Raw genomic sequence first — 13,321 nt, 5'->3', positions numbered from 1 at the left:
GGCGTGTCCGCGGCTCGCCGCCCGGCGAGCCGCGTCCGGACCGGAGCGAGGAGGACCGGCCGATCCGCGCGGGCGGGCCGTCTCCGCAGGCGACGCGCCCGGATGTCCGGGGAGCACCGGCGATCGAACAGAGGTTCGGGTAGAGTGGCGGTGTATCCGGGGCCGACCATTCCGAAGCGGGAGGCGCGCTATCGGCCTCCGGCGGACCACGACGCCCCTTGGGCGGGCGTCTGCGAGTGGACATGCGCGCGGCGGCCAATACGGGGCAGCCGGGCGTCCGTCCACAGGCGCACGGACGCGGTCGAGGTTTGTCCCCGCCGCCGCGTAGCGTCACACCCGAGATGAACAAGAAGACGTCGACCCAACAGGGGTTCCCCGTGGCTGCTGCTGATCGAGAGAAGGCTCTCGAAACCGCGCTCGCTCAGATCGAGCGCCAGTTCGGCAAGGGCTCCGTCATGCGCCTAGGCGATGACGACCGCCCACCGATCGAGTCCATCCCCAGCGGATCGATCTCCCTCGATGTCGCCTTGGGCATCGGCGGCATCCCGCGGGGCCGAATCGTCGAGGTGTACGGCCCGGAGTCGTCGGGGAAGTGTCTGGTCGCCGGCACCCGCGTATGGACCGACCGCGGTCTGGAGACCGTCGAGGAGCTGTTCGAGCGTGCCGGGCAGCGCGCCGCCTGCACCAGCCGGACCACCGACATCCGCGACCGGGGCATCCGCGCCGTCAACGAGCGCGGCGAACTCGAGACCGTCGCCGCCCTCACCCACAACAACCGCAAACCGGTCCTGCGCGTCACCCTGGAGTCCGGCCGCCGCGTCTCCGTCACGCACAACCACCCGCTCCGGGTCGTCAACACCGACGGCTACATCGTCTGGTGCGATGCGGGAGACATCGCTCCCGGCGACACCGTCGTCTCGGCCCGGTTCGGTGCCGAGGAGGCCGCCGCCGGCGACGGGCTGAGCGAGGACGAAGCGGTCTTCCTCGGCTATCTCGCGGCCGGGGGCACGCTGGGCGACAGGTACTCCCTGCGGTTCACCGACGGCGACCCCGAGGTCGGCGCGGAGTTCAGCGCCATCGCCGGCTGGCTGCTCGACGCCGAGGTCCGCGAGTACGGCGGACGGAACTGCACCGAGTACGTCGTCTCGGGCAAGGCGGTGCGCGAGCACGTCGCCGCGGCCTACGGCCTCGACTACTGCGGCGCCGCCGAGAAGTCGGTGCCCTACCGCGTCCGCACCGCGGGCGACAAGGCCCAGCGCGCCTTCCTCTCCGCACTGTTCGAGGGCGACGGGTGGATCGACACCAGCTCCACCGTGGGCCTGGGTAGCGCCTCGGAGCAGCTCGCACGCGAGGTCCAGTTGATGCTCTACGGGCTGGGCGTTCCCGCGTCGCTCCACAGCGATTACAACGCCGAGTATGCACGCACCTACTGGAGCGTCATCGTCAACCCGACCGTCACGCACCGCTTCCTCGAGGAAGTCGGGTTCCGTTCCGCACGCCGGGCGGCCCAGGTCGAGCGCAACTTCCGGATGACGCTGCACAACGCCCGGCTGGAGAGTATCCCGAACCTGAGCGGTCTGGTGCGCAGCCTGCGCGACGCGGTCGGCGGCGATCGCCGCTTCGACGAGGTGGCCGGCGACCTGATCCGCACCGACATGGACCTGCCGTGCGGTCGCGAGACCCTGCGCAACATCGTCCGCTGGGCCGACGACCGCCCGCACCTCATCGATCCGGCCACCCGGCCGCTCCTCGATTATCTGCGCCACCTCGCCGCCACGCCCTACACCTACGAGGCGGTCACCGCCGTCGAGGACGGCGGCCTCCAGCCCACGTTCGACCTGATGCTCCCGGACACTCACAGTTTCGTGGCCGAAGGCATGCTCTCGCACAACACCACCGTCGCGTTGCACGCCGTGGCCAGTGCGCAGAAGAGCGGCGGAATCGCCGCGTTCATCGACGCGGAGCACGCGCTCGACCCGGAGTACGCGAAGAAGATCGGTGTGAACACCGACGACCTCTTGCTCTCCCAGCCCGACACCGGTGAACAGGCGCTGGAGATCGCGGACATGCTGATCCGCTCCGGAGCCGTGTCCATCCTGGTCGTCGACTCCGTGGCCGCTCTCGTCCCGCGCGCCGAGATCGAGGGCGAGATGGGCGACAGCCACGTCGGCCTCCAGGCCCGGCTGATGTCCCAGGCCCTCCGTAAGATCGCGGGCGCACTGCACCAAACCGGGACAACCGCCGTATTCATCAACCAACTCCGCGAGAAGGTCGGCGTGATGTTCGGGTCACCTGAGACGACCACCGGCGGGCGGGCATTGAAGTTCTATTCGTCGGTGCGGCTGGACGTGCGGCGGATCGAGACTCTGAAGGACGGGACCGACGCGGTCGGAAACCGGACCCGGGTCAAGGTCGTGAAGAACAAGGTGGCCCCTCCGTTCAAGCAGGCGGAGTTCGACATCCTCTACGGCGTGGGCATCTCACGCGAGGGCGGGCTGATCGACCTCGGCGTGGAGCAGGGTGTCGTGCGCAAGTCGGGGGCCTGGTACACCTACGAGGGCACCCAGCTCGGGCAGGGTAAGGAGAACGCCCGCAACTTCCTGCGTGAGAACGTCGACATGGCCAACGAGATCGAGAAGAAGATCAAGGAGAAGCTGGGCGTGCCCGGAGCGGGCGACGACTCCGCGGAGTCCGCGGCGACCGCCGACGCCAAGGCGTCGGACTCCGCCAAGGCCGCGGGGCCGAAGGAGGCCGGGACCAAGGAGGCCGCTGTCAAGGAGACCGACGCCGCCGCTTCGGCCGCCGCGCCGGCGAAGCGGGCGAGCAGGACCAAGTCCACCCCGCCTGCGGATGCCTGACACGCACGAGCCCTTCGACAGCGACACTGACACCGACGCGCTCGAACCCGGCGCCCGGGCAGGCGGGTCCGCTGACGGCGAGGACCCCGAGGCACGGGCGCGCGGCATCTGCCTGCGCCTGCTGACCTCGGCTCCGCGCACGCGGGCCCAGCTCGCCCAGGCGCTGCGGCGGCGAGGCGTCGACGACGATGTAGCCGAGTCGGTGCTGGGGCGGTTCAGCGAGGTCGGGCTGATCGACGACGCCGCCTTCGCCGACGCATGGGTCGACTCCCGCCATGCCGGGCGCGGTCTGGGGCGCAAGGCGCTGGCGGCCGAGCTGCGGCGGCGCGGGGTGGACGAGGACACGGTGCGCGACGCCGTCGAAGAGTTGAGTCCCGACCAGGAGGAGGAGACCGCGCGGCGGCTGGCGCGGCGAAAACTGGCGGGCTCGCGCATGCACGACTCCGCCGCGCGGGCGCGCCGTGCGCTGGCCATGCTGGCGCGCAAGGGCTACTCGGCGGGTCTGGCCTACCGGGTGGTCCGCGAGGAGTTGGAGGCCGAAGGCGCCGCGCTGGACCTGCCCGAACCCGAGGCGGAGTAGCGGCGCGAGGGCGGTGCCGCACAGTAGGCAGGTTCCGGACGGTCCGCCGCTTCCGAAGTGCGCAGAGCCCGGTCGGGCCCATGCTACGTATCGGGGTTGATCGCCTGGTAGAGGATGTGCTCCCGCCAGCTACCGGCGATGTGCAGGTACTGCGGTGCCCTGCCGTAGGTGGTGAAGCCGTTGCGCAGCAGTACGCGCTGCGACGCGGTGTTGTGCGGCAGGGTCGCGGCTTCGACGCGGTGCAGGCCGAGGTCGGCGAAGGCGGTCTGCACGGTTTCGGCGACGGCTTTAGTGGCCAGTCCGCGGCCGTTGTGGGCTTCAGCGACCCAGTAGCCGATGGGGGCCGACTGGAAGGCGCCGCGGACGATGTCGTTGACGGTGACCTGGCCGGCGATGCGGCCGGTGTCGTCGAGGACGGCCAACGGGAGCAGGCGCCCCGCGGCGTGCTGCGTGAGGGCGTATTCGAGTCGGGCGCGCTGGACGTCGGCGGTGAAGTAGGAGTCGTCGCGGACCGGTTCCCAGGGTGCGAGGAACGCGCGGTTGCGCTGTAGGAGCTCGGCCAGTTCCGGCGCGTCCTCGGCGGCCAGGAGCCGTGTGGCGGGCATCGCGCGTTCCTTTCCTGCCGTTGGACCGGTTCACGGGCCCGGGTCGGGCGGGCGCGGGTCGGGCGGGCGCGGTCGGCGGACTATGCGGGGCACGGCGGCCGCAATGGGGAGGATAGGGCGTGTGCGGGGTGCCGCGGTCCGAGCGGACGCTCCTCCGCACGGAGGTGGGGGTCATCGCCCGTGTCGGCCCCGCGGCTCCGCCGAGGGCTGTGGCGGGGCCGCGGAGCCGTTCACCGCGCAATTCCCAGCCGTCCTGCGACGAGGGGCGCCGCGACGGCACTGGAGAGGCTACGGACGGGGCAGGGCGGCCGCAAGAGCTGGATGTGCCGGGCGGGGGCGGGCGGAGAGGACGGCGTTGGCAGTGCTTCCCGTGGATTCGGACATCGATCTTGTAGCTATCGTCACTGTAAATCGTTTTACTTCACGATAGCTACAAGATCGACGGGATTCGGGAAGCCGGCATCGGCGCCGCGCGCCCGAGCTGTGCCTAGGCCCGGCGCCCGGCCTGTTCGCCGGCGGGGCGGTTCTCGGCGCCGCCGTGCCCGTCCAGCGGGGGGAGCGGTTCGGCGACCAGGTCGGCGTCGGCCTCGCCTTGCTCGCCGGACCCGTCGGCGCTGGACTCGGCCGCCGCGTCGGGCCGGTCGCCGCCGTCGGCCCGGCGGTCCTCGGCCGCGCGGTCGGCGACCAGCTCGATCGGGGGCACGCCGGGCGGGGTGAAGCCGAACACCTCGCCGTAGAAGGCCAGTTCGGCCTCCAGAGCGCGCTGCTGGTTGGCGGCCGAGCGCAGGCCGTGGCCTTCGCCGTCGAACTCCAGCAGGGCGTGCCGGATCGACCGCTCGGCCAGTCCGGACGCCAGGGCGCGGGCCTGGGTGGGCGGGACGACGGGGTCGTCGGTGCCCTGCAGGATCAGCACGGGCGCGGCGAGGTCGGCCACGCGGTTGATGGGGGAGCGCTCTCGGTAGGTGGCCGCGTAGCCGGGCAGCGGACCCACGAGCCCGTCCAGGTAGCGCGACTCGAAGTCGTGGGTCTCGGCGGCCAGTCGCAGCAGGTCGGTGACGCCCCACGACGAGGTCCCGCAGGCGAAGGTGTCGCCGCAGAGCGCGAGCAGCGTGGTGAGCCCCCCGGCGCTGCCGCCGCGCACGGCCAGGCGTTCGGGGTCGGCGACGCCTTCCTCGACCAGGGCTCGGGCGGCGGCGGTGGCGTCCTCGACGTCGACGACGCCCCACTGGCCGTGGAGCCGTTCGCGGTAGGTGCGCCCGAACCCGATGGAGCCGCCGTGGTTGACGTCGACGACCCCGATCCCGCGGCTGGTGAAGTAGGCCTTGGCGAGGTCGAGTGAGCCGAGCGCCTTGGCGACGGGGCCGCCGTGCACCCACACCACGTAGGGTGCCGGACCCTCGCCGTCGGCGCCGGGGTGGGCGGGCGGGTAGACGGCGGCGTGCACGGTGCCGCCGTAGCGGCCGCTGAACTCGGTGGTGCGGGGCGTGGGCAGGTAGCCTGCCTCGGGCAGGTCCTCCCGGGAGCGCCGCAGGACTTCGGTGCGTCCGGAGCCGATGTCCAGCCGGACGAGGCTCTGGGGTGTGTGCGTGCCCGCTGCCAGGCCCACGACGGTCGCACCGTCGCTGCTGAGTGTCTGCCAGCTCTCCAGCCCGGTCTCGAGCGGGGAGAGTTCGGCGGTGTCGGGGTCATAGACGCTCGGGGTGAGGTCGGCGTGGCCGTGCAGGGCGACCAGGCGGCCATCGTCGAGGCGCCGGTAGGGCTGCATTCCGAGGGAGAAGCCGTGGGTGAACTCCTCCTCGGCGGGATAGAGCGCGATGGCCGGGCCGGTCAGACCGATCTCGTAAAGGTTCCACCAGCCCGACCAGTCGGAGAGGAACGCCAGGGTGGTGGAGTCGCGCCAGAGCGGGGAGAGAACGGACTCGGCGACACCGCCCTTGAGGGTGTAGGCGTCGGTGACGGGACCGTCGGCGTGGAGGAGGCCTACGCGCAGCTCGGTGCCGTCCCAGGGCATGCGCGGGTGGTTCCAGGAGATCCAGGCCAGGTGCCGCCCGTCGGGTGCGGGTGAGGGGGCGGCGTAAAAGTCGGCGCCGGAGACCAGTTCGGTCACGGCGCCGGGGTCTTCGGCGGCGCTGCCGGACAGCGGTATCGACACGACCGAGCGGACGGGGCGGGTCTTGTGCGCGTCCTGGCCCGCGGCGTCGGGGGCGGGGAAGCGCTCCTGGACGCAGACCAGGCTTTCGCCGTCGGCGCCGAGGGCGGGGTCGGCGTAGCGCAGCCCGCTGGGGGCCTCGGGTTCGGGGGTGATCGGCACCGGCGCGGCGGCGCCCTCAGCGAGCAGGTAGAGCCGCTGGTCGACGCGGTTGGCGAACACGATGCCGTAGCGGGTGATCGCCTTGTCGCCGCGCCGCGGCACAGGCAGGAACGAGCGCCCGCCGTACTCGTGGACGCGCGTGCCCGCGTCCCATTCGGGCCCGAGGAGTTCAGTGAGCGCGCCTTCGGAGTCGCGGTGCATGACGGTGGTCCGCCCGCCCTCGTCGGGGCGGGACTCCTCCCACCAGATCTCGTCGCCCGCGACGCTGGGGTGGCCCAGTCGGCGTTCTCCTCGGGCGACGTCACTCGCAGCGATCGGCGATGGCCAGGCGCCGTAGGGGGCCGTCACGCGGTCGGTCATGGGGACACTTCGCACTCAAGGGGGCTCTAAGGAATGACATGTCGACCTTAGTGGTATGCGGTCATCTGTGCAGTAGGACGGGCGGATTCGGGACGAGCGCCCGCGTGCTGCGCGGGGCGCGGAGGCGGGTGACTGCGGAGGTCGGGGGCGTGGGCGGGCCATTCGTTGCCATTCGTTCCCTACTTGTAATCCGCCGTGCGCGACGGCGTGTCACCGCGCTGTCTATAGTCCAGCCAATGTTCAAGGCGGGTAACCACGCTAGGCACTTCAGTGGCGCGCGCCGGTGCTACAGCACCGCCGCAGCGCACTCTTCGAGGAGGACTCGCGCAATGAGGACGGGACTTCGGACCGGTCGGCTGGCGGCTGCAACCGCGGCCGCGGCCGCAGGGGTCATCGCGCTCGCGGGCTGCGGTGTCGGCGACACGGGCGCAGGCGGCGAGCTCACCATGGCCACCGGCAGCACGGGCGGGACCTACTATCCCCTCGGTGCCGAGATGGCCAAGATCTGGTCGGACAACATCGAGGGCGTCAACGTCAGCACCCAGTCCAGCGGTGCGTCGGTGGAGAACATGCGCCTGCTCGACCAGGGAGAGAACGAACTGGTCATGGCGATCAACGGGGTCGCCGCCAACGCGGTCGACGGTGAGGCGGACTTCGCAGACGAGCCGCTGTCCAACCCCGGCGACGTGCGCATGCTGGGCAACGTCTACCCCGAGGTGCTGCAGATCGTCGCCTCGGCCGACTCGGGCATCGAGACGATCGAGGACCTCAAGGGCAAGCGGGTGGACATCGGCCCGCCCGGCAGCGGGACGGCGGTGGCCGCGGAGCAGATCCTCGAGGCGTACGGGATGAGCCTCGACGACATCGAGGTCTTCAACAGCACTTTCGAGGAGGCCTCGACCAAGCTCAGCGACGGCCAGACCGACGCGGCGTTCGCGATCCTGGCCCTGCCGGCCGGCAGCATCGAGCAGGTCGCCACCTCCACCGACGTACAGCTGGTCGACATCACCGGCGACGGCCTCGAGACGCTCACCTCGGACAACCCCAGCTACAGCCCGCTGACGATCGAGGGGGGCACCTACAGCGGCCAGGACGAGCCGGCCGAGACCGTCACCAACTGGGCGACGCTCTACACCACGGCCGACCTGGACGAGGAGACGGCCTACAACCTGGTGAAGGAGATGTACGAGCGTGCCGACGAGATCGGGCACGACGTCGGCAGCCAGGTCAAGCTGGAGACCGCGGTCGACGGACAGGGCGCCGTCGACTTCCACCCGGGTGCGAAGCGCTACTACGAGGAAGAGGGCGCCCTCGGCTAGCGCCGGCGAGCCGCCCGACGTGCAGCAGGCGGCGGCGCGCGGGCAGGGGCTCGCGCGCCGCCGCGCCCTGCGCGCGGGCGGCGCTGTCCTGGCGGCGGGCCTGCTCGGCGGGCTCGCGGCCCCGGAGCCGGCGGCAGGGCGCCGCCTGCGGTTCACGGTGACCGACGTCGACCGCGGCCGCGTGGCCGCCTCCCGGCCGGTGGCCGCGGGCGACCGGGTGACGCTGCGCTACACCCATTCGGTGAGCAAGCGCCCGGTGGAGGAGGTGTTCTCCGTCGGGACCGGGGGCCGGCTGCTCATGGAGGAGATGCGGTTCGACACCTTCGGGGCGAACCTCCCGGTGGGGCCCGAGCACATCGGTTCGACGACCACCACGTTCCTGCGCGAGGACGACGGCTACCGGGTGCTGCACCACGGGCGGCCGCTGGGGACGGTGCAGCTGATGGTCAACAGCACGCACTCCGGCCAGGTGCTGCTGTTCCCCGGCGACGGGCGGGTGCGCCTGCTGGACGTCGCCGAGTACGGCACACGGGTGGAACTGGGCGTGCAGGGCGGGTCGCGGGGCCGGCCCTGATCGCGGCGGTGCGGACCGGCAGGACGGCCGCCCGACGGACGACGACGTGGATGCAAGGGGATAGGGCGATGACGAGCGACTCCCGGTCGGCCGCACCGGCGGGCGAGGGCGCCGACTTCAGCGACATCGAGGCGCAGAAGGCGGTCGCCGAGTTAGAGCAGCACAACGTCGCAGCCGAGACGGCGGGCACCCGGCGCGACATGCGCCCCCTGTGGCGCTGGATCGTCTTCGGTGCGGGGCTCGCGTTGAGCCTGTTCCACCTCTACACCGGCTATTTCGGTACGTTCCCGGGGCTGCAGCAGCGCTCGTTCCACCTGGCGCTGGGGCTGGGCATGGTGTTCCTGCTGTACCCGCACTCGCCGCAGGAGACCCGGCGGCAGCAGTGGTACGGCTGGGCGCTGACGGCCGGCGGAGTCGCGACCATCGTCTACATCGTCGTCGAGGGCATCGCCGACTGGTACGTGCTGGCCCCGGCCGCGGCGGTGCTGGCCCTCGTGCAGGCGTCGCGCTACGTGCCGCTGCGCCCGATGGGGGTTCCGGCGGCCGACGTGGTGCTGGCGCTGCTGGGCACGGGCTCGGGGCTGTACCTGTTCGTGTTCTACGAGGACATCGTGCGGACGCAGGGGATCATCGCGCCGGACCAGGTGGCGGTCGGCACGGTGGGCATCCTGCTGGTGCTGGTTGCGGCGCAGCGGACGCTGGGCGCGGCGCTGGTGGTGCTGTCGGGGCTGATGGTGGCCTACGCGTTCTACGGCCCGTTCCTGCCGGGGTTCCTGCACCACTCGGGCTACTCGATCGACCGGATCGTCGTCGAGCTGTTCGTGGGAACCGAGGGGGTGTTCGGCACTCCGCTGGGCATCTCCTCGACGTTCATCTTCCTGTTCCTGGTCTTCGCGGCGATGCTGACCCGCACGGGCATGGAGCGGTTCTTCACCGACCTGGCGCTGGGGCTGACCGGCGGCGCGACGGGCGGTACGGCCAAGGTCGGCATCGTCACCAGCGCGTTCTCGGGAACGATCACCGGAAGCTCGGTGGCCAACACCGTCAGCAACGGCGCCTTCACCATCCCGATGATGAAGCGGTCGGGGTATCCGGCCAACTACGCGGGCGCGGTGGAGGCGGCGTCCTCGACCGGCGGGCAGATCGCGCCGCCGATCATGGGCGCCGCGGCGTTCATCATGATCGAGTTCACGGGCATCCCCTACCTGCAGATCCTGCAGGCGGCGATCATTCCGGCGGTGCTGTTCTTCGTCGCGCAGTTCGTCGTGGTGCACTACGACGCCAAGCGCATGGGCATCCGCGGGATGCCGCGCTCCGTGCTGCCGAACGTGCGGCTGCTGATGGCCACCCGGGGCTACCTGCTGGTCCCGATCATCGGGCTGTTCGCGCTGCTGTCGATGGGCTACTCGCCGATCTTCTCGGCGATGGGCGCGATCGGGCTGACCGTGGCGGTCAACCTGCTCACGCAGATCGTGATGTTCGCGCTGCGGCGCTGGCGGGGCATGGAGGACCGGCTGACGCTGTGGACCCTGCTGGACGGGCTGGTCGACGCGGCGCGTGTGGCGCTGCCGATCATCATGGCCTGCGCGGCGGCCGGCATGATCGCCGGAGTGATCACGCTGACGGGCCTGGGGCAGAAGCTCAGCGACGGCCTGGTGGGGTTGGCCGAGAACGTCCTGGCGCCCGGCGTGCAGCTCGTCACCTTCGAGGTGTTCCCCGCCACGACGGTGCTGCTGCTGTGCACGCTGGTGCTGACGATGCTGGCCTGCCTGATCCTGGGCATCGGCGTGCCGACCACGGCGAACTACGTCATCACCGCCACCCTGGCGGCTCCGGCGATCATGGCGATCCTGGAGCCGGGGGTCGGGGACAACACGGTCGCGGTGCTGCTGATGGCGCACATGTTCGTGTACTACTTCGGGGTGATGGCCGACATCACACCGCCGGTGTGCCTGGCGGCCTACGCCGCCGCGGGCATCTCGGGCGGCAATCCGCTGCGCACCGGCGGGCACGCCGTGCGCATCGCGGTCTCGGGGTTCCTGGTGCCCTACATGTTCGTGTTCTCCCCGGAGCTGCTGCTACAGGACGTGACGTGGCTGACGGGCACCTGGGCCGTCGCGACGTCGCTGCTGGGAGTGTGGCTGGTCGGCGTCGCGGTCGTGGGTTTCGTCAACACCCGGCTGCACTGGGCACTGCGCCTGCTGGTGGTCGCGGCCGGGCTGGCGATGCTGCACTCGGGCTGGGAAAGCGACTTGTTCGGGCTGGTCGTCGGCGGTGCAGTGCTGGGCTGGCAGTACCGTGCGGGCCGCGGCGCGGGCTCCGACCGTCCCGGGGTGCCCGCGGTGCCGTAGTCGGCGGTCCGTGTTGCCGCGCCGCGCGGCGCGGCAACACGCGCGAGTGCAGGCGGCGTCGACCGGTCATCGAAGAGCGACGGCGGCGAGGCCGGCCCAGTTGAAGCCGGGGGCGCCGCCCAGGTGGGCTGCGGCGCGGAGGCACTCGGCCAGGACCGTCGCGTCCGGCCCCCTCTTGCCGCAGTCGCAGTTCTTGACGGACTTGCCGCAGCCTCCGGGGCAGGTGTCGGTGGGTGGATAGGCTTGCATGGCGGTACTCCATCGGCGGTCTGCTGTGGGTGGCAAGCGCGTCTCGTCGTGTGGAAGCAAGGGGGCGCGCACCGTTGGAGGCTGCCCCGGAGGGCGATCCAGGGCAGCCTTCGGCGGTCTGGGCGGCCCGCCGGATTCTGTGCCAGTGCGGGCAGAGGTGCAAGGCGATTTCGGGCCAACAGGTCGCTGGGACTGGCGGTGATCATCGCTGCCCCGTACTCGGGTGAGGCAAGGGCGTGCCCCGGGCAGGGAATCTTGTGGCGTGACTGGGGGTGTGCTGCGGGTGTCGTGGAGGTGTGTTGTCCCGTCCAAGGCGCTCAGGGCACGATGCGGATCGATAGGCCTGGACACTGATCCTCAGGTGGCTCCTTCAGGTCGGGGATCAGGGCCCTGCTCGGCGGGAATGAGTCGTCAGCAGGGCCGTTCTCGTGCGTCCCCGCGCTGTCGCGGGGCGACGCCTACGATTCCCGGGGCGCCTATCGGATTCCAGTCCTTACACCGATCCGGTGAAAACGGTCTACCTGCGTGGACAAGTGTCGAGTTGGTGTGTTGAAGTGTCGAGTTTGAACGACAGGCCTAGGGACGAGTGGCTCAGGGTCGGTCAGGAGATACGCCGACTGCGGAAGGCCGCCCGACTCTCCCAAGATCAACTAGCGCAGATGATGACTCTTTCACCTGCAATGCTGAGTTCAATCGAACGCGGCATCCGCGGGTGCAAGTCGGAGTTCGCAGAGGAGGCGGACGCGGCGCTACAGACAGGCGGGCGTGTGTTGCGCCTCGCTGAGAAGGCCAATGCCGAGCCGGGAACGCCTGCATGGTTCCTGGATGTAGTGCGCCTACAGCACCAGGCGACGGAGATACGGCAGTTCCAGCTCGGCTGGATTCCCGGATTGCTCCAGACCGAGAAGTATGCGCGACTGGCGCTCCGTGCGGGAGATTCGGCTCTGTCGGAGTCGGGCGTCCAACAGGGGGTGAGGGCACGGCTCACCCGTCAGAAACTGCTCTGGAAAGAGAGTCCGCCGCTGCTGTTCGTGGTGCTGGAGGAAGGTGTGCTGTGCCGTCAGATCGGCGGCCGTGGCATCATGGCTCAACAGCTTGATCAACTTCTGTCGGCCGCCGAGTACGCGCACATCACGGTGCAGGTGCTTCCCCTGTCGGCCGGACCGCATGCGGGGCTGGACGGGACCTTCCACCTCCTCCGGTTGCCCACCGGGGAAAGGTTTCTTGCGTTGGAGTCGCGTGTATCGGCGGAGGTGGACGATGACCCCGACCATGTCAACAATTACACGCGGGCCTTCGAGGACCTGCGGGCCCTGGCTCTGGCTCCCAAGGAGTCCGCAGACATGATCAGAAAGGTACGAGGAGATCTACAGTGAGTGTCATCCCCGGCACCTGGCGGAAAAGCAGCTACAGCAACTCCACGGGCGGTGACTGCGTCGAGGTCGCCAACACGGACGATCATGGTGCGGCGGTGCGCGATACCAAGAACCCGAACCTGGCCGTCCTCGCCCTGCCGTCCGACGCCTGGGCGACTTTCCTGGTAGCGGTGAAGTCGGCGAAGCTGTAGCCCTCGCGCCCCCTGTGTGCGACCCCTGCGGCCGGTGGGCTGCGGGGGTGGCGGCCTTGACTTCAACTTCGCTTGAGGTATCAGGATCGCGTCATGACATCGACACAGCAGGCACCGATCATGTTCCGCAACACGATGCGGGTCGACCCCGAGCGGTTCGAAGCGTTCCGCGAGGCGATCGCGAAGGCGGTGGCCTTCACCGAGCAGCACGCGCCCCAGCTGATGGTGGAGGTCTACCTCGACGCAGAAGGTTCGCGGGCCGACAGCTTCCAGCTCTACCCGGACTCCGCGGCGGTGCTCGAGCACTGGCGGATCTCCGACCCCCACATCCGCGAGGTGATGGAGTACAGCACCGTGCTGGGGCTGGACGTCTACGGCGATCCGGACGCGGCCGTGCGCGATGGGCTGGACTCCTTCTCCAGCGAGGCCGGCGTGCCCGTGGCGTTCCACCCGCGCGTCGCCGGCTTCACGCGGCCGGCGCCGGCGCCGGCGCGCTGAGTGCCGAGCCCAGTGCGGGCCGGGGCCGGGACCGGGAGGCCGCCCCGCA

The 13,321-nt window shown here is 70.6% G+C and carries 11 protein-coding genes and 1 pseudogene; 9 read left to right on the top strand and 3 right to left on the bottom strand.

From position 1 onward, the window contains the following. Nucleotides 1–377 precede the first annotated feature (377 nt). The 3 genes and pseudogenes from RM446_RS24895 to RM446_RS08570 all read left to right on the top strand — a co-directional run. Nucleotides 378–605 (top strand): annotated as a pseudogene (locus RM446_RS24895) (recombinase RecA); the annotation flags it as partial. Next, entirely contained in the window at nucleotides 597–2,858 is a 2,262-nt protein-coding gene (recA, locus tag RM446_RS24840) for a recombinase RecA (protein ID WP_449657175.1), read from the top strand. The pseudogene RM446_RS24895 and the gene recA, both read left to right, overlap by 9 nt. Then, nucleotides 2,851–3,438, top strand: a complete 588-nt coding sequence (locus RM446_RS08570) for a regulatory protein RecX (RefSeq protein ID WP_311544646.1) — start codon at nucleotides 2,851–2,853, stop codon at nucleotides 3,436–3,438. The genes recA and RM446_RS08570 overlap by 8 nt, the downstream gene beginning before the upstream one ends. An 83-nt stretch (nucleotides 3,439–3,521) precedes the next feature. On the opposite strand, the gene RM446_RS08565 is transcribed toward RM446_RS08570, so the two are convergent. After that, nucleotides 3,522–4,043, bottom strand: coding sequence for a GNAT family N-acetyltransferase (locus RM446_RS08565; RefSeq protein ID WP_311544645.1), 522 nt, complete (start codon nucleotides 4,041–4,043; stop codon nucleotides 3,522–3,524). A gap of 487 nt (nucleotides 4,044–4,530) precedes the next feature. Continuing rightward, nucleotides 4,531–6,714, bottom strand: a complete 2,184-nt coding sequence (locus RM446_RS08560) for a S9 family peptidase (RefSeq protein WP_311544644.1) — start codon at nucleotides 6,712–6,714, stop codon at nucleotides 4,531–4,533. Between the two features lie 329 nt (nucleotides 6,715–7,043). Here RM446_RS08560 and RM446_RS08555 point away from each other — a divergent pair, with 329 nt between their 5' ends. The 3 genes from RM446_RS08555 (at nucleotide 7,044) to RM446_RS08545 (ending at nucleotide 10,958) form a co-directional block, all read left to right on the top strand. Continuing rightward, nucleotides 7,044–8,033, top strand: coding sequence for a TAXI family TRAP transporter solute-binding subunit (locus RM446_RS08555; protein WP_311544643.1), 990 nt, complete (start codon nucleotides 7,044–7,046; stop codon nucleotides 8,031–8,033). 19 nt (nucleotides 8,034–8,052) lie between these two features. Next, nucleotides 8,053–8,607 (top strand): DUF1850 domain-containing protein, encoded by a 555-nt coding sequence (locus RM446_RS08550; protein WP_311544642.1) that lies wholly within the window; start codon nucleotides 8,053–8,055, stop codon nucleotides 8,605–8,607. Nucleotides 8,608–8,675: 68 nt separating this feature from the next. Next, a complete protein-coding gene (locus RM446_RS08545) occupies nucleotides 8,676–10,958 on the top strand; it encodes a TRAP transporter permease (protein WP_311544641.1) in 2,283 nt (760 codons plus the stop codon). A gap of 66 nt (nucleotides 10,959–11,024) precedes the next feature. On the opposite strand, the gene RM446_RS08540 is transcribed toward RM446_RS08545, so the two are convergent. Further along, nucleotides 11,025–11,207, bottom strand: a complete 183-nt coding sequence (locus tag RM446_RS08540; protein WP_311544640.1) for a hypothetical protein — start codon at nucleotides 11,205–11,207, stop codon at nucleotides 11,025–11,027. Between the two features lie 428 nt (nucleotides 11,208–11,635). On the opposite strand from RM446_RS08540, the gene RM446_RS08535 reads away from it, so the two are divergent. From RM446_RS08535 to RM446_RS08525, 3 genes are all read left to right on the top strand, one after another. Continuing rightward, the gene (locus RM446_RS08535; RefSeq protein WP_311544639.1) at nucleotides 11,636–12,583 is read left to right on the top strand and encodes a helix-turn-helix domain-containing protein; all 948 of its coding nucleotides are present in this window, start codon (nucleotides 11,636–11,638) and stop codon (nucleotides 12,581–12,583) included. Next, nucleotides 12,580–12,774 carry a DUF397 domain-containing protein gene (locus RM446_RS08530; protein ID WP_311544638.1) on the top strand — a complete coding sequence of 65 codons (195 nt, stop codon included), beginning with the start codon at nucleotides 12,580–12,582 and terminating at the stop codon, nucleotides 12,772–12,774. The genes RM446_RS08535 and RM446_RS08530 overlap by 4 nt, the downstream gene beginning before the upstream one ends. Before the next feature lie 93 nt (nucleotides 12,775–12,867). Then, on the top strand, nucleotides 12,868–13,272 hold the full coding sequence (locus RM446_RS08525) for a hypothetical protein (protein WP_311544637.1): 405 nt from the start codon (nucleotides 12,868–12,870) through the stop codon (nucleotides 13,270–13,272). Nucleotides 13,273–13,321 lie beyond the last annotated feature (49 nt).

Origin of the sequence: Streptomonospora wellingtoniae, from assembly GCF_031845375.1 — a bacterium.
GTDB lineage: Bacteria > Actinomycetota > Actinomycetes > Streptosporangiales > Streptosporangiaceae > Streptomonospora > Streptomonospora wellingtoniae.
Note: the sequence above shows the minus strand (reverse complement) of the source record. Positions and strands in the feature narration are given on the sequence as shown.